At 34.9% G+C, this 20,798-nt stretch carries 19 protein-coding genes and 1 pseudogene; 10 read left to right on the forward strand and 10 right to left on the reverse strand.

Going from position 1 to position 20,798, the window contains the following annotated elements; all coding sequences use genetic code 11:
• Positions 1–245 precede the first annotated feature (245 nt).
• The 6 genes and pseudogenes from J2772_RS04770 to J2772_RS04790 all read left to right on the forward strand — a co-directional run bounded on the left by J2772_RS04770 (position 246) and on the right by J2772_RS04790 (position 6,330).
• Positions 246–1,322 carry a hypothetical protein gene (locus J2772_RS04770; protein ID WP_209913810.1) on the forward strand — a complete coding sequence of 359 codons (1,077 nt, stop codon included), beginning with the start codon at positions 246–248 and terminating at the stop codon, positions 1,320–1,322.
• 27 nt (positions 1,323–1,349) lie between these two features.
• Positions 1,350–1,622, forward strand: coding sequence for a DUF4280 domain-containing protein (locus J2772_RS24135; protein WP_245365131.1), 273 nt, complete (start codon positions 1,350–1,352; stop codon positions 1,620–1,622).
• Between the two features lie 18 nt (positions 1,623–1,640).
• A pseudogene (locus J2772_RS24140) lies at positions 1,641–1,853 on the forward strand (DUF4280 domain-containing protein); the annotation flags it as partial.
• Positions 1,854–2,011: 158 nt separating this feature from the next.
• Positions 2,012–4,504: a peptidoglycan DD-metalloendopeptidase family protein gene (locus tag J2772_RS04780; protein ID WP_209913812.1), complete on the forward strand. Its 2,493-nt coding sequence runs from the start codon at positions 2,012–2,014 to the stop codon at positions 4,502–4,504.
• On the forward strand, positions 4,501–5,520 hold the full coding sequence (locus tag J2772_RS04785; protein WP_209913814.1) for a hypothetical protein: 1,020 nt from the start codon (positions 4,501–4,503) through the stop codon (positions 5,518–5,520). The genes J2772_RS04780 and J2772_RS04785 overlap by 4 nt, the downstream gene beginning before the upstream one ends.
• 24 nt (positions 5,521–5,544) lie before the next feature.
• On the forward strand, positions 5,545–6,330 hold the full coding sequence (locus J2772_RS04790; protein WP_209913816.1) for an SH3 domain-containing protein: 786 nt from the start codon (positions 5,545–5,547) through the stop codon (positions 6,328–6,330).
• Between the two features lie 11 nt (positions 6,331–6,341).
• Here J2772_RS04790 and J2772_RS04795 read toward each other — a convergent pair whose 3' ends face one another.
• The 4 genes from J2772_RS04795 to J2772_RS04810 all read right to left on the reverse strand — a co-directional run bounded on the left by J2772_RS04795 (position 6,342) and on the right by J2772_RS04810 (position 11,308).
• On the reverse strand, positions 6,342–9,512 hold the full coding sequence (locus J2772_RS04795) for a M1 family aminopeptidase (protein WP_209913818.1): 3,171 nt from the start codon (positions 9,510–9,512) through the stop codon (positions 6,342–6,344).
• Between the two features lie 2 nt (positions 9,513–9,514).
• Positions 9,515–10,387: an ABC transporter ATP-binding protein gene (locus tag J2772_RS04800; protein WP_209913820.1), complete on the reverse strand. Its 873-nt coding sequence runs from the start codon at positions 10,385–10,387 to the stop codon at positions 9,515–9,517.
• A gap of 200 nt (positions 10,388–10,587) precedes the next feature.
• Positions 10,588–10,791, reverse strand: coding sequence for a helix-turn-helix domain-containing protein (locus J2772_RS04805; RefSeq protein WP_047487719.1), 204 nt, complete (start codon positions 10,789–10,791; stop codon positions 10,588–10,590).
• Between the two features lies 1 nt (position 10,792).
• Entirely contained in the window at positions 10,793–11,308 is a 516-nt protein-coding gene (locus J2772_RS04810) for a DUF2975 domain-containing protein (RefSeq protein ID WP_209913822.1), read from the reverse strand.
• A 145-nt stretch (positions 11,309–11,453) separates the two neighbouring features.
• Here J2772_RS04810 and J2772_RS04815 point away from each other — a divergent pair, with 145 nt between their 5' ends.
• Entirely contained in the window at positions 11,454–11,798 is a 345-nt protein-coding gene (locus tag J2772_RS04815) for a TfoX/Sxy family protein (protein WP_209913824.1), read from the forward strand.
• A gap of 47 nt (positions 11,799–11,845) precedes the next feature.
• On the opposite strand, the gene J2772_RS04820 is transcribed toward J2772_RS04815, so the two are convergent.
• From J2772_RS04820 to J2772_RS04845, 6 genes are all read right to left on the reverse strand, one after another.
• Positions 11,846–13,420, reverse strand: coding sequence for a toxin-antitoxin system YwqK family antitoxin (locus J2772_RS04820; RefSeq protein WP_209913826.1), 1,575 nt, complete (start codon positions 13,418–13,420; stop codon positions 11,846–11,848).
• 3 nt (positions 13,421–13,423) lie between these two features.
• Positions 13,424–15,094 carry a WG repeat-containing protein gene (locus J2772_RS04825; RefSeq protein ID WP_209913828.1) on the reverse strand — a complete coding sequence of 557 codons (1,671 nt, stop codon included), beginning with the start codon at positions 15,092–15,094 and terminating at the stop codon, positions 13,424–13,426.
• 76 nt (positions 15,095–15,170) lie between these two features.
• Complete coding sequence (locus J2772_RS04830) at positions 15,171–16,229, reverse strand: DNA polymerase beta superfamily protein (RefSeq protein ID WP_209913830.1); 1,059 nt, start codon at positions 16,227–16,229, stop codon at positions 15,171–15,173.
• Between the two features lie 5 nt (positions 16,230–16,234).
• Positions 16,235–16,762 carry a hypothetical protein gene (locus J2772_RS04835; protein WP_209913832.1) on the reverse strand — a complete coding sequence of 176 codons (528 nt, stop codon included), beginning with the start codon at positions 16,760–16,762 and terminating at the stop codon, positions 16,235–16,237.
• Between the two features lie 12 nt (positions 16,763–16,774).
• Positions 16,775–17,413 carry a hypothetical protein gene (locus tag J2772_RS04840; RefSeq protein ID WP_209913834.1) on the reverse strand — a complete coding sequence of 213 codons (639 nt, stop codon included), beginning with the start codon at positions 17,411–17,413 and terminating at the stop codon, positions 16,775–16,777.
• A gap of 11 nt (positions 17,414–17,424) precedes the next feature.
• The gene (locus J2772_RS04845; RefSeq protein ID WP_209913836.1) at positions 17,425–18,174 is read right to left on the reverse strand and encodes a DNA polymerase beta superfamily protein; all 750 of its coding nucleotides are present in this window, start codon (positions 18,172–18,174) and stop codon (positions 17,425–17,427) included.
• Between the two features lie 115 nt (positions 18,175–18,289).
• Here J2772_RS04845 and cobT point away from each other — a divergent pair, with 115 nt between their 5' ends.
• From cobT to cobC, 3 genes are read left to right on the forward strand one after another with little or no spacing between them, the layout of a single operon-like run.
• Positions 18,290–19,450 (forward strand): nicotinate-nucleotide--dimethylbenzimidazole phosphoribosyltransferase, encoded by a 1,161-nt coding sequence (gene cobT, locus J2772_RS04850; RefSeq protein ID WP_262899057.1) that lies wholly within the window; start codon positions 18,290–18,292, stop codon positions 19,448–19,450.
• On the forward strand, positions 19,451–20,233 hold the full coding sequence (locus J2772_RS04855; protein WP_209913841.1) for an adenosylcobinamide-GDP ribazoletransferase: 783 nt from the start codon (positions 19,451–19,453) through the stop codon (positions 20,231–20,233). It abuts the gene before it with no gap.
• Positions 20,218–20,772, forward strand: a complete 555-nt coding sequence (gene cobC / locus J2772_RS04860; RefSeq protein WP_209913843.1) for an alpha-ribazole phosphatase family protein — start codon at positions 20,218–20,220, stop codon at positions 20,770–20,772. The genes J2772_RS04855 and cobC overlap by 16 nt, the downstream gene beginning before the upstream one ends.
• Positions 20,773–20,798 lie beyond the last annotated feature (26 nt).

Consider the following 20,798-nt stretch of genomic DNA (forward strand, 5'->3'; position numbering starts at 1 on the left):
ATTTTTATTTTGTTACAACTCCTGAAAAAATATTTTTATTAAAGGATTAAAAAATATTGAAAGATCTATATTCTTTTGTTGATATATAGGCGTTTTTAATGAAGAGGTTCAATTTGAAAAATACTATTCATATATCAAAGTCAATTTCAGTCTAACAAAGAAATAATAATTCAAACTATGGGGAAAACACCTATGTTTTTTTGATTGATTTTACTTATTATTGCATCATAAAAACACATATCCAAATGATAATTTATTATGTAAAAGAAGGACAATCCCTTGTTGACCTTTGTCATGAGGTACAGCTTGAAAATCCTGAGTATTTAAGGGACTATCATAATCAAAACTGTCCTTTGTCGGAATGTTTTGAGGGAGATATTGTTCAGGGAATGAAACTTTATATACCATTATCACAAGAAATCCGTGAAATTAACAAGAAGATCAGAGATGATAGCCAAAGCTTTTATGATTTCCCAGCTAATGGAAAATTCCCTTTTGACTTTAAACTTTGGGAGGGAACTTATCAAATTACCCAGACTACCTATTCCGATGATACAATCCTTGAAAAGTATGAAAACAAAGTAAGATTAGATCTTAAAGGAATTAAAGATGGGTATTATCACTTTCTCTTTTCAGCATTTGACTTTAGAAAAAATGAAGACACTTCAGATACCAAAGTGGATGCCCTTGCAAAAATGTGTATAGAGGTTATCTACCCAATTCGATATAGTATAGATTCTGAAGGAAAACTTATTGATATAGTACTGACAAAGAAAACAGAAGATATTGTTTCTGAATTGGATTCCATAAAGAACTTTTTTCCAGATCAATATTCTTCTGATTATATTGAAAAGATGAAAAGTATCATTGGAAATCCAGAAATCCTTTCTCAAAAGTTTAGAAATACACTATTTAGCTTTTTTATGTTTGGGACATTCTATAGAACCCAATTAGGAAACTGGACAAGTTCAGATGTTTATTATGATTTTTGTCCCTGGATTTTTGATGCTCAGCCGATAAGATTTGAATTTCAAAACATATTATTATCTAAAGATATTGTAGATGATGAAAGAGTAAAGATCCAGCAAAAAGGTATCTCTATTGATAGTCGAAACCTGGAAGGATTACACTTTATAGATTCCAAGTTCGATGAGAAAACAGATATAGAAAAGAAACCTATAGATTGTGAACATTTTGCAGAATATCTTTTTAACCGAGAGAATTTATCATTGTATAAAATTGAAGCAGGATTTCAATATTTCGGGCATGAAAATACCCAAAGAGAAGATTTTTTACTAGAAAGAATTACAGATAATTATTAAATTTGAAACCACCAAAATCACAATACGATGTCAGAAAATACTTCCCCTCACGATGGTAAATACTTCGTGGTCCAAAAAGGAAAAGTCCAGTGTAATCAAGGGAATCAATTTCCACAGTTTAAAGTTACCTCGCACCAAAAACATTATTGGAATAACAAAGAGGGACAAGCGGATTATTTAGCAGTGACAGAGGATGACGTACAGTTTAATCCACCTGGCCCTAGCTTCGGACAATGTAAACTGAAGCCAAGTTCAGGAGGCTATCTTCCCTGTACTTTTGCTCCTGCAGGAAAATGGTAAAAACCCTATGAGAAAACCAAAGTCATGAGCAAGAGTTGTATTACAGAACTCTCTGAACTTATGTGTGCAACAGGTGGGAAAATCACCATAAAAGAACATGGACAAACTGCGCAGATAACTAAGCAGAATGTCAGAAAGGCGGACCCTAAAGAGCAACAGAATATAAATCCACTGCTTGACTACAAAGAATTTCAGGATGAACAGGAAGAAGATGTAAACATCTGCGAATAAACACAAACACAAATATGGGAAAATTAACAATCATCGGAAACGATAAACCTGTGATAGGAAAACAGGAAATGTATTCTGTTTCTACAATAAATGGCTGGCTGAATCCTTTACAACCTATTAAAAACCCTTTGCAAGTACCCAAAGCACATTGGGAAGTTATGGTACAGACTAAAACAGGATGGAGAAAAGGCGGAAGCGATAAAGAAGGTCAAATAGTTCCTTATATTTTCGGACAGAAAAGTTTGCTCCATAAAGGGATAAAGATTGTAGTACAGCAAGGAAATGATAAAGGAGAGCTTATTGTACATCCACAAAGGGCTAAAGAACCTAAAATAACCAGAGTGGAACTTTTGGATGCCAACTATAAACCTATTCCAAAAGGTAAGAAGCTGAGCTACAAAGACACCATTATTGCAAGGGCATATTGTGTAGAAATGTTTGAGATGAATATTGCTTTTACCCTTTGGGAAGATGATGCTCAGGGAGAAGGACACAATCCCACAATAAATGCGTTGAACAAAATTAATCCCGTCCCCGTACTTAGCAGAGTGAATGAAAAAGGAATGGCAGAAGCTGTTTTCAGATTACCTTTTTACACAATGGCTGTACTGATTGCCAATGCACGCACTGCATCAGGTGATAAAAGTGAGGGACCCACTCACGAATATTATGTAACGGCTGATGTGGTTAGTAAACATATACAAAAAGCAAGTCCAAACATTAATATAGTTAACCCTACTCATAACCCCGAACCTCCAAGAAAAAGAGAGGCTCCTAAAGGACATACTCCCTCACCAGCAAAGCCTAAAACATCTCCTGCTCCAGAGAAGCCCAAACCCCAAACCAATTCTTCAAAGTTTCCAGTAACTACAGGTGGGAAAAAGAGTGATGATCCTCAAGGAAAGATACTGAGTGCCGAATTTGTGGATAACAATGGTAATAGACTCCATTCTTCGAAAGTAGGAACTACTGTAAGAATAAAGATTGTTGCAAAGGAGATGAAAGACAAAAAAGTGAAGGTAAAGATATGGGAAGAAGATAACTTTACATGGACCCATGATATGATTTTTGAAAAAGATTGTATTTTAATTGGTGACAATAATTACATCAATAATGTGCAGCTCACAAAGCAAATGTTTGATAAAGCCAAAGACGGTGGCAGTGACAGCGCAAGGCAGGATTATTTTATAGAAGTAATACATAATGATACGTCTGTGACTTCTGCCGTGATGCCTGTGAGTGCAGATGCAAAGCCTACGGAAGTAGAAAGTGGGAATAGTCCTGTGATGGTGAAGGAGCCGAAATTGGAAAAGAAAAAAGAAGAAACGGTATGTGAATGTGAAGCAAGGGTGAGAGCATTTATTAGGATGCTTAGGGTAAAAGAAGGTACTGAAAATGAAATCGGTTATACAACGCAATACAGTGGAAAACAATTTTCAGATTTCAGCGAACACCCTCAGGAAGTTGTAACCGATAGCAAAGGAAAACATCGCTCATCAGCAGCAGGATCCTATCAAATAATGACTGATACTTGGAAAAATTTGAAAGGCTATTATCAAGATAAAAATAAAAAATGGAATTATTCTGGAAAATTAGATTATGCAAAAAGATATAATATTTCAAGCTTTGATCAAGAATCCCAAGATAAATTTTGCCTAGTTATTATGAAGCACAACTATGTAGATGATCGTGCCGATAGTTTTTATAATCCCACAGTTTGGAAAGACAAAAAGAACAAGATTCATGATATTGCACAAGAACAAAAGCTTAAAGAATGGCGAAAAAGATTTAAAAAGCAGCAGGGTGATATTATTCAAATGATTATTGATAATGATATTAAAAGAGCTGCATTAATCTCCAGTCTGTGCTGGGCTAGTTTACCAGATTCTCCCTATGGTCAACAGAGCTCAACATATACTTTTGACATGGTAAAAGCTATTTATGAGGAAAAATTAGCCCAAGAACTTATTGAACCTAATAAAGAGTTACATTTGAAAAAAGGTTTTTTAAAAGAATTTGGTTATGGATGTTGTGGAGACAATATTAAAAAAGAAGAATTATTACCTAGTAAATGTCCTAACGACTGCTCACAATGTTTTGAGTATTCAGATGTAGTTCCTACTCCTAAAGTTAATGATCAAAGTGGTAATAAAAATCATAATAGATATAAAAAAGAATATAGAATCAAATCAAATGGTAAAAAGTATTATCATACTGGAACGGATATTTTAGCAGCTGTTGGTACAGAAGTACACTCAATGATGTGTGGAGAAGTAGTTCATATAAGAACGGACCTTCCACAAAATGATTATGTTAAAGGATATGAAAGCCCTACTAGTTATGGGAATACAATAACAATTAGATCTAAAGATAAAACTGGAAAAATTGTATATCATTTCTACGCTCATTTATCCAAGGTAAAAGTCAGCGTTGGAGAAAAAATAAAGCACAACCAAATAATAGGGTTATCTGGAAGTACAGGGAATGCTATGCATGTTGAAGTTAAACACAGACATATACATGTAGAGGCCGGAACCTCTTATTCTACTATAGGGGGATCTGATAATAAACAAAGGTGTAAATTGAATGCAGATTTGAATCCAGAAAATTATATGAAATCTAAATTTGACAATAAAGGCAATACATTATGAAGAAACTAATTAATATTTTTTATTTTTCTATATTAATATCAGGAGTTATTTCTTGCAATGGTCAAGAGAATAAAAAAAATATAGTTACAACTATTACGACTGAAAAGACTAGTAGTAAAAATCAAGCAATTCCTGATTTATTTGATAAAAAATATTTTCATGGCTATCAATTAAGTCCGGATTCAGATTATCCAATTTATACTTATATAGATAAAGATATTGGAAGTTTAACTGTAAATTTTATCAATAAAAATATTGAAAAACAAAAGGAATGGCTACAGTTTGATTTTACGAATGGCCTAGATGGTGGTGATGATCCTGATGATAAATATTTCAGTGATTTGGATAATATTATTAAAAGAAAATTAGAACCAAATTTAAAAGATTATGAGATAATTGCTGAGTATATTCCATTAAAGTATTTGCAAAAGCAAACACTCGATTTAATTTATCCTTATATAAAAACTTATTACTTATACAATAAAGAAAAAAAAGAATGGCAATTTATTAAAGAAATCAAGATTAATGACAGTTCTAATGAAAAGAATATTACTACATTACTAGAACTAAATTCAATGATTAATCTCAACCAGAAAGATAGTTCTCATATTCAAAATAATACAGTAACATTACCTCTTAAACAATATGATGGCGTATGGTTTTCTGATTGTAGATCAAATCTTCATGTATCCCTTTCTTCAACAATTACTAACGCTCAATTTATAATTCCAGAGCGATTTGCAATGAATGCTCAATTGAAAAAAATAGATACTAACAAATATGAATTGTATTTCACAGACTTTCCTCCAATAATTCCCTTACCTGACAATATGGAAGTTTGGGATAATATGGATAATAAAAAGCCTGTGGGTGTCATTGAGTTTATGGGAGAAGGCAAACTAAACTTAACATGGTTTGGATTTTATCATAAAAAATTGAAAAAGAATATTGAAACAGAAAATCCATTTGATAGTAAGCATACGACTATTGAGCTTATAAAATGTTCTGATAAATAATAATGTTTGAGTTTAAATATTAAAATGAGAGAGCTATTATTTATATTAAGCCTATTTGTGTTAGCAAACTGTAATTATCAGAATAAGAATTCAGATAATAAAATTTCGCATGCAGTTGTTGATAGTAATAAAAAAATAGAATTTGAAAAACTTTTTAATGAAGGCTCGATCATAAAATTTACTCCTAAGGATTTAAACTCTAATAATCCAGAAATTGTAGCATTTAAAAATTCATTGAATAATTTTGAAAAAACCAATCCTACACAAATAGATTTTAATTTAAACACATTACTATTACTTATCAATAATGAAACATTTAGTAATAATGAATATTACATTCATGATAGCTGGTTAAAATATTTTATTACTAAATATAAATTTGACAAACCTACAATTGATACATTGATGAGTACCGCAATTAAACAAGAGGATTTTGCAGCAATAAAAACACTTAGTGGAAATTACATTTTCTCAAAAAAAGAACTTAAGGATAGTCGAGAAAAAAAAGTATACAAAGACGCTCTAAATGGTAAATTAGATATTGATGAATATTATGATCCTACGTATTCCAAAATAGACGAAATAGTATCTTTTATTAGCCATAAACTTTCCCAATATACAATACAAGACCCAGATGGCTACACAAACCTAAGAAAAAATAAAAATACCTCCTCAGAAATTCTACAAAAAGTAAAATCAGGAGAACATATTGAGGTTTTGGATAATACTGGAGATTGGTTCTTAGTAAAAACTAAAGAAGGAAAAGAAGGATATATTCATAAAAGCAGAATAAAATCTCCAAAGTCATAAGACTTCGGAGATCATGGATTTTTAAATAATCCATCAATCTGTTTTCGGACAGCATCATTGGGAGAAACTTTATAGAATTCCTGAAGCAGATCCAAGGAACTCGGTTTTTTAGGATATTGATTATTATTAAGGAAGGCCTTCAATGCAATATTTACTTTGTTTTCGCCTATTAAATCGCTTAATTTCACCATCGCAACAGCTCCTTTGGAATAGGAGATATGAGGAACATCTCCGGTTGCTCTGTAGATGGGAAGGTTTTCAGATAATCCTTTTTCGTTATCATAGATTTGCTGGTGAACCTTTATTCTTTCCATCATTTGTTCCTTTCCGTGCATTTTTTTGTAAAGCATCATTTCGGTGTACATGGCAAGGGTTTCGGTAAGCATTACAGAGCCTTCTCGGTCATCGGGATTAATCTGGCTATTTCCCCACCAAAGATGGGAGAGCTCATGTCCTGCCAGTTCATTAATCACATCCTGTTTCTGATCGGCATGTATATTGGCGTGAAAGACCATATCTTCAGGCATAAAAATAGCAGACGGGTAGGCTGTGGCCGCAAAGCCTCTGGTAAAAGATGATATTTCTGCAAAATTGATGGTTTTGAACGAATATTTCCCAAAATTCTGCTGACAGTAATCCAAGGTGAGCTGAGCATTTTTCAAGAGATGATCTACATTTTCAAAATGATCTTTATGATAAAAAATATTGATGGAAATACCTTTATAATGGATACTTTTCATCTTATATTCAGCGGAAGAAACAGCAAAACGGAAAGGAATGTTTTCTGCTTGATACTGAAAATAATTCCGGTCTGATTGGGTCCATTTCTTTATCAGATCACCGGTTCCTATTGCACTTTGATGCTTTTCAGTGGAAATTACCATCTCAAGATTGATAAAGTCCTTTTTGAATACTTCCGGAGCCTCCGGTTTCTTTATTTTTCTCAATTTTCCAAGTTGATATTGATGGCGTACATCCTGATCCTGAATTTCATAATCCTTCTGGTAGCCAATGGTAGGGTAATATCTGCTGATTCTCATAAAAGATCCGTTTTCAATAATAGCATTAAAAGACTGATGTCCATTTACAGCGAACCATTGATAGGATATTTTGAAATCCAGAGTGGCCATGTCATTAGGTTTCAAAACATTTTTTAATGAAACTTCGGAAGTGTTTTCAGTGACAGTAATTGTTTCAGCTTCAGATTTAAAAGTAGCCGTTATCAGCTTCAGATCAGCATTAAAATTAACAAGAACTTTATCAATAGGCTGGTCTGTTTGGTTTTTAAGAGTATAGCGACCTATAATTTCATAGGCGTTTTGTGATGGATACAGTTTAATTTCAGTTTTAATATCTGTGATATCAGGTTGTGGAAGACTTTCATACTTACGGAAATCTTTTTCATATTGAACAGAATTCAAAATCTCTTTTTCATCATCTTTAGGAATATAACCTTTCATGAAATAGCTTCCAGCCACAACGCCTGAAGTGAATAGGATAGCAGTGAAAACATATTGAAGAACGGACCCCTTTTTAAGCTTAATAAAATCATTAATCAACCATAATAAAGCCATTATTCCAGCTCCAAACAAAAGTCTTTGTCCAAAAGCCTTTTCATAGATTCCATACCCGTTGAAATTACTGTAGCTCCCTTTAAAGTCTGAAAATATTCTTAAAACAGGATAGGAAAGAAGTTTACCGGAAACAGGACCTGCGAGCAGGAAAACAGCAAGAATAGAAATTCCCAGCGCAATAAATTTGTTCGGAATACTGTTATTAATTAACAAAGCAAATCCTGAAAATAAGATCACTGGAAAAGTATTGAAAAGAAAAACAGCGAGATAGGCACTCCAATCGATATGAAAGTACTGATAAGCAGCTTGAAAAATAAGACTTTCACCAATTAAAATTGCAGTAAAGAAGAACAACAGAATACTGATGGAAATAAAATGTCCAGCCAGTTTATTCTTTGAGAAAAAAGTACTGTTTTCAATGAGTGAAAATCCGGATGATTTCGATCTCCAATACAGATCGTTAAGAAAATAAGCAGCGATCATCAATCCGAGTAAGTGAAAGTTTTCCGATATGGTGGTTGCCATAAGCCCTGAGCTGGCATATTTCTGCGGCAGACGAATTCCTTTTTCAATTTCGGCATACATTTCCATTCCCACTGCAAATACCAAGAGAATAGTAACTGCAGGAACAGTGATACTTTTGAACAGATAAATCAGATCTATTTTGGCAAAGGATAGTATGGATTGCATGGTAGAAACCCTTCCATAATTAAGTTGTACTGAAGCATATTCGGATTTTAAGATCTTTGGTTGAAAATCGTATTTGAGGGGTGTTTTTTTCGCTTTTTGCTTTGAAGTATCAGAGAAAGAAAACAGCTTTAAACTCAACCATAAAAATCCTATAGATATCAAAAGGCAGAAACCCCTGTTGAAAATTAAATAGCCTGTGATAGGGACAAACTGTACATTTTTTTGTTCAGCAGTAAACGATCTTGCATTCAGAAAGTAAGAAGATAATCCAAAAGGGTCAAGTAGGGCTGAAAGCTGTTGGACTTCTAATGACTGTGGCATAGCTCCTGTCATGAATGGTGAATTGGAAAATAATAAGATAATCATGTAGAACACATACAGTAACAATCCGCCAATGACGACCAATAGCTTTTTCCGGTACATAAAGGCTATTAAAAAAAGAAGACTGCACACCAAGAGTGTATTAACCAATCCAAATATCAACAAAGGGTAGAGGTAGTAAAATATATTAAATCCTTCCTGCATTTCACTTCCGGTACGTAAGCTCTGGCCAATGATAAAACCAAGCATCAGAAATGAAAAACTTAAAAATGTCTGCAGAAAATAGGTCTGGAATTTTCCTTTGAGATAAGTCTGTTTTGAAAGTGGAAATGAAAATAAAACGATATCAAACCGGGAATCCTGCTCTTTAAATAAAAGCTGTAAAGAAAATATGATGGCAAAGAAAATGATGGAAAGACTCAGCATTCCGGTCATAAATCCAATGGTATAAGGTGAGTTTAAATAGATTCCTTCTCCCACAGAAAGGTTGAACTGATTCCCGCAGAAAATACCAAGTATTACAAGGATTAAGGCAATAAGATAGGTTAGCCAGTGCTTGGTATTGCGTCTGACTTCAAAAGAAAATATGACATTCATGGCTAAGGTTTTTGTGTTAAAGTATAAAAGTAAAAGTGCTCCAGTAAAGGATTTTCTGCATTAAAATCTTCAGGAGTTTCTTCGGAAAATATGGTGATATGATGATTTCTCTCTATTAATTGTCTGCTGATGACCTTGTAATGGGAATAATAGTTTTCCAGATCATTGTTATCAATAGAACGAGACCATATTTTATGTTCCAGTTCTGCCATTAATTGTTTCGGCTCGCCTTTTCTAAGGATTTTTCCATGATTCATGACCGCAATTTCTGAGCACAAATTTCTTACATCTTCAACCAAATGGGTGGAAAGAATAACAATTATATCCTGACTGATATCATTCAGGAGAATGTTGAAACGGTTTCGCTCTTCGGGATCTAAGCCTGCTGTAGGTTCATCTACAATAATAATCTTTGGATTTCCCAGTAATGCCTGAGCTACTCCGAAACGCTGCTTCATCCCACCGGAAAAAGTATGAACTTCCTTTTTTTGAAAATCAGAAAGATTTACTTTTTCAAGCAGATCCAGAATTTGCTTTTTACGACTGCTGCTGTCTGTAATTCCTTTCAATACAGCAATATGCTCTAAAAGATCATAGGCAGATATTTTAGGATAGACTCCAAAATCCTGAGGTAGAAATCCTAAGTTTTGTTTGATGAATTCAGGGGTTTTAACAATATCAACGTCATTAAAAAAAATGTTTCCCGAACTGGGTTTCTGCAATCCTACAATGGTTTTCATCAGGGATGATTTTCCGGCTCCATTCGGACCTAAAAGCCCAAACATTCCGTTGTTGATTTCCAGAGAAATGTTATCAATGGCCTGAAAACCATTTTTGTACGTAAGAGTAAGGTTGTTGATGGATAAGGTATTCATAATATTGAGTTTGGGTAATAGGAGGGTAGGTAATCCTGTTGAGGACTACTGATAGATTGAGTAATAGAGAGACGGATAGATAATAGACGAAGAGAGGAGAGACTTGGAGATTCGAAAATAAAGAACAAAGTGTAAGACTTTCGCTTTCAAATACCAGAATATTGAAAGAATGATAACCTTAAACTATGAACTTTAAACTCTTAGTCCTTATACTCCAGAATATCTCCGGGCTGGCATTCCAGGATTTTACAGATGGCCTCCAACGTATCAAAGCGTACTCCTTTGGCTTTTCCGGTTTTGAGGATGGAAAGGTTGACGGGGGTAATTCCCAGTTTTTCTGCCAATTCTTTACTCTGCATTTTTCGTTTGGCTAGCATTACATCTAAGTTGACTATAATTGGCATGTTAAATAATTAGGTCTTGTTCGTTTTGCAAATGTAGCCCTTGCTTAAAGATATTCGCAAGAAACAGACAGAAAATTCCAAGCATAAAGTGAATAAACACCAGTCCCCAGATGATACTTTCTACTTCCACAAAGAAACTCGCGACGATAACCAGAGGAAGTGGGATAAAAATATTAAAAAGGTAAAATCTCTTAAGTTGTTTTATATGTTCTTTTGTAAAAAGCTTAGGCTGGAAAAATACTTTGAAAACCTTTGCTGATAGCCAGAAAAAGATCCCATAAGGAATTAAAACCAGCAAAAATGAAAAGATGATATAGGGATAATTATCTTCTATATTCAGAAATGGTTGCTGGGTAAACGGATAATTGATATGTAAATATTGACCATTACCATAAGGCGTTACCGAGAACCCCGTGACAAGGCATAGCAGAGCATACAATGCTGTTATTAAATATCCCGCAGATAATATTGAGCAGATATAAAATAAAATTCTGGAAATATTTTTGGTCTGATTCATATCACGATCATTTATTAGTATTGCAAATGTATAATTAATTATCGCAAAACAATAATTAATTTAAATAAAATTTTATTTTAGTGCTTAATGAGGAATAAGAAACCGTTGCAAAAATCCTTATCTTTACTATTAAAATATAATCATCATGGCTTATAATATTGAACTGGCAGACAGGGTTCGTGAATGGCTGGCCCATGTGAATGATATTAAAATTGAAGAAAAGAAAATGTTTGGCGGGCTTGCATTTCTGGTGAATGACAAAATGTGTATCAACATCAGTCATGACAATCTGATGTGTCGCTATAATCCAGAAAAGGAAGAGGAAGTAGCAGAAAAAATAGGTTTTCTTCCTATGATTATGAGAGGAAAACAGCTAAAGGAATACTGCTATGTAGAACCTATCGGCTTTCAGAAACCGGAGGACTTTGAATATTGGATGCAGATCTGCCTGGATTACAACAAAATTGCCAAAGCTTCGAAGAAGAAGTAAGTTCCCTTTAAACATAAAAAATCACCGCTAAGGCGGTGATTTTGTCGTTATTTTGTATTCCTGTTTTCTTTGTTGGTTTCAGAAAGGTTCTTAAATTCTTTCTCAGTGACTTCCTTTCCTTCAAAGTAATACTTGATCTTCTGGATGCCGTCATTGGCAATGTAGGTAGATTTCCCGTGCCTCTTTTCGTCCTTCCAGCTTACCTCATTGGTGCTTTTGTTCTCATACCAAACGGACCTTATTTTATTTCCATTCTCATCATATTCCGTTTCAGAGTAGACAAAAGGAGTACCATCCTGTTCATAATTGAAATACTTATGAATGCCTATCCGATGACCGTCTTTAAAGTGGTCAACATGAATGATCTTGCCCTCTTTGTTATAATAGGTAGTATCAAAATTTGCATTTTTTACGGATTGCGTTTTACCATCAGGAAAATAAATGATTTCCTTGATGAATTTATCATTCTCATAATATGCCTCACTCTGAAGGTTTCCCATATCATCATAATATTTGTTGGAAATCCTTTTGTTCTGATCGTAGTTTTCCTGATTCTTTAAAAGATTATTACGCTGATAGAGTTCTTTTGCTCCATGCAGTTTGTCATCTTTATAGTTGGTAACATTATCCAGCTCTCCGCTAGGGTAGTAGGTCTTCCAGGTTCCTGTTTTCTTTCCGGTGTTATCGTAGTATTCCTCTGATTTTATCTTTCCAACATCATAATAATTTTTATGGGTTCCTATTGGTTTGCCGAAGCTGAAGAGATTCTTGGAAAGAAGTTCCCCGTTCCTATTGTATTTTTTTACATAGCCATTGAATTGATTGTTGAAATAAGTAGCGAAGAATCTTTTGACACGTTGTGGCTTTTTCTTCTCTGTTTTTTTATCAGACTGATTCTTTATGTCTGTAGGAGTATCAATGCTGTATACCGTATAAGGTCCATTTTTGATATCTCTTTCAATGATGTTATACCCTACAAGAGGGGTTCCATTGTAGGAAAGCTCAACCTGCCCTTTCTTGAAGTCAGAAGGATAGATGATGGTAAGGTTATCATTGGAGATAGACACAGGACCAATAATTTTACCGTTACTATAGTTCCCTTGAATAATATATTCCTTTGGCTCATAACGCTCCTCCGGATCGGAGAAATATACCTTTTTGATTCCATGCTTCAGGTTGTTCTTGTAGGGAACTTCGGAATAGAGTTTTCCGGATTCGCTGTATACCTTGTGTAGCCCATCCAGCTTCCCATTTTTATAAGAGATCTCCTGAAAAAGTATTCCGCCTGGATAATAAATCTTCTTTATGCCATCAATCATTTTGTTCTTGAAAGGAGTTGTGGAGTAGAAGTTCTTGTATAGTACTGTATTTACTTCAATCTTATCAGATTTTTCAAGATCTTCTTTCAACCCGGGATAATCTTTTTCAATCTTGTCAAGGTCTGTCAGAAAGTCTTCCGGAGTGAACATTTTATCTTTAAAGAACGCTTCTTCATAGGCTTTTGTTATCTCCTTGCTAAGAACAGTATAGGAAATCACTTCCGAATCATAATCGTAGTAATTCTGAGCTGATGCAAGGCTTGTGGTAAAAATAAGAAGCAGACTGTATTTCTTGAGTTTCATGGTTTAGTTTTTAAAATAAAGTTGACCTTGTTTGTTGGCGAATCCTAATAATTTTCCTTTCTCATCTTCCAGAATAATCATCATTGTTCCTTGTGGAATTCCGGCTGACGTATATTGGCTGCCGCGGTAAGGGTAGCTCATCAGGACATTACGAATAGGGTAGGAAAAGACAGGTTCAACTAAATTGTTTTCCATACTGCCGTTGGGGATGACGGGTTTCAGTAATCCATATTTTCCATCTTTTTTGATTTGAAGAAAACTTCCCGAGCCATAGGTTACCTTTTTATTGACGATTTCATCATACACAGGCTGAAGGATGTATTTACCAAGAGGATTGACAACTCCATATTTCCCATCCTTAATGACGGTCCAGTTACTATAATTATCGCTATAGAAAGGATCATTGAGGATGACATCATCAAATTCATCAGGAAAAATCATCTGTTGTAGATTATTGATCAGCCTATACTTCATTTTCCCATTCTTTTTGTTTCCTAACAGGAAAACCTGTCCATAGTATTGGGAATCGGATCCGGGGCTTATTACTTTAATCGTTTCAAATTCCGTAGGCTTCTTCTCACTGATAAGAATTTGGTTTCTATCTTTATGAATAAAGGTCATATAACTATAGTACGTATAGATGGTATCACCCACTTTTTTCTGTGGCAAACCGCTCAGACTTTCAATCTTAATGCCTTTTGAACCTCTTGGAAGTTTCACTCTCCTGGTTACTTTCTCATTTTTTATCTGGTTATAATGATAGGTGACATACGGAAAGTCATTCTCTATCGAATATGAAACTCCTACCTGTATAGGCTGTTTCTTCACTTCCTGATAGTCTGAACCATTGGAAACTTTTTTCCCCGATGAAGGCGGTGGAGGTGGTGGAGAGTAGTATGAACTTTTTACCCCTTCATCGTAACCTTTATATACTTCATAAATGGTATTCGGTTGTTTTATGGTTTCCTGATATGAACTTCCCAAATAATCTCTATTACGATTGGTGTCCTTTACGATTCTTTCATTGAAGTTTTTGGATGTGACGGGCTCCAGTTTCTTGTCATGCATTGTCATCTTTACTTCAGACAATGGATCGGTTTCGTTTTTTCGATATCTGATATCAAGTTCATAAGCATCTTTATTTTCCACAACAGAAATAGAATAGTAATCCTTAAAGACATACTGGGAAATCTTATGTTCCTTCGGGTCCCAGACGAAAAAATCTTCCTTCATGTTTTCATTCAGAACATGAAAAATAAAGCTGGTGCCAAATTTTTCTCCCATCCACATGGAAAGGACAGGGTTTTCAGTAATCTTTGTACCATCTTTATCCAAAATGACTCTACTTTTTTTATCATTGTCGTATTCCGCAATGATGAAACCTTTATAAGTAGGAAAGATATTCTTGAATTCGGGAAGGAGCACTTCTTTTCCACTCAACAGCATTCCTTTCTTTCCATCTTTGAAGCTGTGAAGAAGGTTGAAGTCATAATGATCCTGCTCATTGAACTGAATAGAATCAAATTTTGGAGCAATGATTTCACTGCCGGCATAATTGGAAACTCCCCACAGATTTCCATCCCTGTAAGGAATATACAATTCCTGTGCATAGGCAGATATACTTAAAAGAGAAAGTGAAAAAAAAGTAAATTTTCTTGAAAATATGAATTTCATTTTTTAGTTTTTGCAAAAATAGTTTAATTTATTCGTTGTAGAAGCCTATTGTGAAGGTCCTTAAATACTTTTTCTCCTACAAATAAAGAGCTTCACGGATATCAACCAAAATCTTTAAGGATTTTTGTGTATCAGGATAATCCGGAAGGTCAGAAATAGCATATTGTTCCTCAATGGATTGTATCAATTTCTCCGTTTTCTTCATCACCGCCTCATAAGACCAGTTTCCGGCTTTAATATCCAGTAATTCATCTCTGTTTTCTACACGAATTTGTAGGGAATGATTCCTAAATATCTGTTCGCATGATTGCAGCAAACGGATGGTGTGCATCATATTCTTACTGTCATAGTTCTGTCCATGCGTTTGATTGACGTTGTATCGGTCTTCATTGCGTTCTTCTACCCATTTCCAGTATTCCCTGTAATCTTTGCAGTAGGTAGAGTAGGCATCCAGATTACAGAACAGATAAGCTTCCGGTTTTTCATCCTTGGGAACAGAAGATACAGAAACCTGGTTGGCTTCTTCATGCTGGATAATTCCTTTATATTTCAATGTTTCTGAATCATCATAAAATAAAGCAAACATTCCTTTCGTATGGTCAATAGCTGTTAAGCCACATTTTTCCTGAACTTTCCGATATTCCGAAAGCCATTTTTTCAGAGGAACAGAACCTTGGCCGTCCAGAATAAAGCAGAAATCTAGAACGGATTTTCGTTCCTTGTCTATAGGATTCAGAATCTTTTTGTTAAGACCTTTCGCCTTTTTGATCTGGGAAACAGCATATCCGGCAAAGGTATCCTTGCACAGTTTGGAGAGAAAGTCTTCTGGTTTCAACAGGTCCATTAACGGATGTTTGTACAGAATACAGTCCTCAGGACTTGCCAGAACTTCCAGAATATTAGGGTTATTCTTTAGTAACAGCTCCACAAACCTCCCGATTTCATAATAAGTAATATCATTCATCTCATTAGAGATCTGTGAAATATAGTTCAGTCCAAAGAAATCTTCCTTCGGCAGATAATATACTCCACGGATATCGGTATCTGAAGTTTCAGTTGCCAGCCCGAAAGCCCGGCTTCCGGAGATGGCTTCAAAGAGGAGGAGGTTTTTATTTTTGAGGTCTTGGATGGTCATTTTAATTATTCAAATAACAATTTTTTTATAAAGTCTATTTTTTGGTAAGTGATGATGGTATCATCTACTTCAATTCTTTCCACATGATCTTGTGAGCGGCCTGCAACATATCCGGTTTTATCACCATTAATTATTAAAAACTCTTCGCCACCACAGGTCTTAAATGTGAAAATACCAATATAAAAAGGGATGGTTTTAAATTTGTTAAGACATTCATTCAAAAAGGAAAAATCAATATGGTTTGAAACAAATTGTTTTTCAAGCGGAGAATATTCGTAATTCCCTTCATTCAGCATATTTTGAAGTATTTTGGAATCAGTCTTTACACTTATACTTTGAGTAATAACAAATTCTACAAATTCCTTTGTATAGAATATCTTAAAATCGTCAGCATTTTTAAGCGCCTGATAGTAAATATTGGTCGATTCATCAGAAAATCGGACAAAATAGTTTTGTATGATTTGAGGAATTGTAATTCCATACTGAGCTTGTATGTGATCACAATGACTGATGAAAGTTTTATTCTGGTTCATTAATTCCACTTTTTAATAAGGATATTGTTCTTTTCTTTCTAAAATTCCTCTGATAACTTCCTGCAAAGGTCTAGGTTGTGTAAGAACTTTATATTTTATCCCTTTTGTTGTTTGATAAGATGATATGCAGTCTGCCACATTGCCCTTTTCTTCATTATTGAGAACCAGATGATCATAATGCCCTAGGTCCATAGTCATGGTTAATTCCTGACCGGACTTTTTGAACTCTTCATAACATTTGTTGATGAACTCAAAATCAGGGTTAGTTCTATCAAAATACTTTTCTTTCATACGATATTCATAAATAGCTTCATTAAGCTGCTCTGACAATTCAGTCAAATCGGCATCGGGTCCATGAAGTTCTTGGTATCGGGTAACGATCCATTCAATAAAGGCCTCTGTATAGAAAATGATAAAACTATCATCATCCACATGCCAAAAAATACTATAATAATAATTGTGTTTAGGCAGATCATACTTTTTGAAAGTTTCAATCACTGATAGAGGGACTTCAAGCCCTATTTCTTCCTTTAAGAATTGACATCTTTCAATAAATTCATGTATTTTTTCTTCCTCTTGAGGAATTGTTTTTTCAGTTTTTTTTTGAGGGATCTGGGTATCCTTCTTTTTGAAAAAATTAAGTATTTTCATTTTGTCTTTCTTTAAAGTTTCAATATCTCCCTAAAAACCCTCTCCATCTCAGTTTTATCCGGCTTCCCACTTGTCAAACCCTTAGATTTTTCCTCATTATAAGATATAGTCTTCTCTAAAAACTTAAACAACTCCCAATCATTCGGATGATAATAAGCTTCTCCTTTAGTAGCTTTTAAGGTTACGAGATCTTCTATTTTTGTTCTGGTTTTATCATCTGTTAAAACAAGCAATTCAGTGAACAATACTGGAGGAACGGTTCCTTTTTCTACGATCCATTTTCCGGTTAAGGTGGTTCGCAGACAATAAAAATAGCTTTTTAATTTTACTTCATCAGCTCTGCAGACTTCCAGGTATTTTTTGCTCATGCTTAAATAATGATAAGAAACGGCTACTGGTGAAAAGCAAGCATCAGCTAATGGTTTGAAAAGCTCTACAAACTTTGTGTTTTCCGTATAAACGATAGGAGAGTAGAACCAGCTCAATAAAGCGGCATTCGACTTCAATAAAAGATGAAATGTCTTTCTAAGATCCCATCCGGAGCCATCCAGATCATCTTCGGTCATAAATTCTATCGTTTCATCCTTATCCCAAGGCGAAAGATACCAGTCTTTTTCATTGCGGTATATAAAACGTATATCATAATCGCTGTCCGGTGATGCAAAACCCCATGCTCTGCTTCCGGATTCAACGGCAAGAAGGACTTCTACACCTCGTGCTGCCTCCACTTCTTTTATCTTTTCTAGTATTTTTGGTGTCATTGTTTTCAATTTTATAATGCAAAGTAAGGGTAATGGTGCGCAATGTTATTACGTAGTTGTTTTGAGTTTGATAGTGGAAGATTTTTAGAGTAGGAAAGTTCAAGGTTGGCAGTTATTGAATAGTTTCAAATCTAAAATCCGGGATTTTTGTCTCTCATCTCTTCGTCTATTATCTATTTTCCCTCTAACACATCCTTTATCCATTACCCAAAATACCCCTTATTTCACTAATATTGCACTTTCTCTATTTAACATAACTACTTTTACAACCATGTTGACAACAGACTTACAGCATAGAATTGATTTCAAGACAAAACCTTTAGGCGCATTAGGACATCTGGAACATCTTGCCCACAAAATAGGAATGGTTCAAAACACAACTTCTCCACAGCTTTCAAATCCTCATATGGTAATTTTTGCTGCCGATCACGGGATTGCAACAGCAGGAGTAAGTGCCTATCCGCAGGAAGTTACGTATCAGATGGTAATGAACTTTTTAGGCGGTGGAGCAGCTATCAATGTATTCTGCAGGCAGCATGGAATCAATATTAAAATTATAGATGCCGGAGTCAATTTTGATTTCCCGGAAGAGTTGGATTTAATGGATAAGAAAGTCAGAAAATCCAGCCGTAATATTCTGGAGGAACCAGCCATGACGTCTGAAGAATATCAACAGGCTTTGCAAAATGGAAGATCGGTAGTGGCTGATATTGCTGAAACAGGCTGTAATATTATTGGATTTGGTGAAATGGGAATTGGAAATACTTCCGCTTCTTCACTGATGATGAGCCAATTGTTTGACCTTCCTGTAGTAAGTTGTATCGGACGTGGAACAGGATTGAATGACGATCAGTTGCAGAATAAGATCAGTATTTTATCAGCAGCGATAGAGAAATATCCGGACATTAAAACTCCGGATGAAATTGCACAGACTTTTGGTGGACTGGAAATTGTTCAGATGATCGGTGCAATGGAAGAAGCCTTCCGTCAGAATATGCTGATTATGGTAGACGGGTTTATTGCAACTGTTGCAGTTGCCACCGCATGGAAAAAGAATCCTGATATTCTGAAAAACTGTATATCCTGTCATGTAAGTGACGAAAACGCCCATCTTCAGCTTCTGGATTTATTGGGACAGAAAGCTTTACTGAATCTTAATTTAAGACTGGGAGAAGGAACAGGCTGTGCATTGGCTTATCCGCTTATTCAAAGTGCTGTAAATTTCCTGAATGAAATGTCCAGTTTTGAAGATGCTCATGTTTCAAATAAAGAATAAATGAAGACCATAAAGAATGAACTGATCTACTTTGCAACGGCACTCATGTTCTTTACCAGAATTCCGGTTCCGTTCACGATTCCCTACTCAGGAGAGATCATGAATAAATCTCAGAAATACTTTGCATGGGTCGGTCTTTTGGTAGGATTGATAAATGCAGGGATTTTATATCTTTCTACTCAGCTTTTTAATCTGGAAATAGGAATTGTACTGATGATGATAAGCAGTGTTCTCCTAACCGGAGCATTCCATGAGGATGGTTTTACAGATATGTGCGACAGTTTCGGAGGCGGATATGGAAAAGAGAAGATCCTTACCATCATGAAAGACAGCAGGGTAGGAGCTTATGGAACTATTGGAATTATTTTATTATTTGCTTTAAAATTTCTCAGTATTCAGGCTTTGGGAGCTGTTGATCTGATGAAGACTTTGGGGATTATTATCCTGGCACATACTTCAAGCCGTTTTATTTCAGGAACGATGATCTATACCCATCAGTATGTGACGGATATTGACGTTAGCAAATCAAAACCTTTGGCGAATAAACCTTTGGATAGAATGGCTTTATTGGTTGGCTTTATCAGTGTTTTACTTTCCTTTGTTCTAATTCCTGATTGGAGATTAGTGCTGGCTTTTGCATTGGCTTATTTAGGGAAAATCTGTATGGGCTGGTATTTTAAAAAGCATATCGGCGGTTACACCGGAGACTGTCTGGGAGCTGTACAACAGGTCACAGAAGTATTATTTTACTTAGGAACAATGATTATATGGAAATTCATCTGATTCGTCATACGGCTGTAGATAATCCAGAAAATCTGTGTTATGGATTTGCCGAAATACTCTTACGAAAGGAATATCCGGAAGATTTTGAAAGCTTGGATCTGGATAACGATTTTAACTTAGTAATTTCAAGTCCGGCGCAGCGTTGCTGTCTTTTGGCGGAATATTTCAAGTTTAATTATTCAACTGATGAGAGACTTCGGGAAATGAATTTCGGAAACTGGGAGCTGCAGAAATGGACGGAAATTCCCGAGGAAGAAATCAATCCATGGTATAAAGATTTTATCAATGTTAAAGCTTCAGGCGGAGAAAATCTCCTTGAAATGCAAACGCGTGTCCTTAGTTTTTGGAATGAATTAATTACTAAAAAAGATGTAGAAAAAGTTCTGATTATTGCCCACGCTGGGGTAATTCGTCTGATTTTGCATTCAATACTGCAGTTTCCGCTAGAAAATATGTTCAGCATTCAGATTGATTATGGTAAGAAAGTGATTATTCAAGTGAAAGATGGAATTTTTTCTGTTGTAAATGTGAATATATGACAAACAGTGGTTTTAAAAATAAATCT

Origin of the sequence: Chryseobacterium jejuense (assembly GCF_017877355.1) — a bacterium.
GTDB lineage: Bacteria > Bacteroidota > Bacteroidia > Flavobacteriales > Weeksellaceae > Chryseobacterium > Chryseobacterium jejuense_A.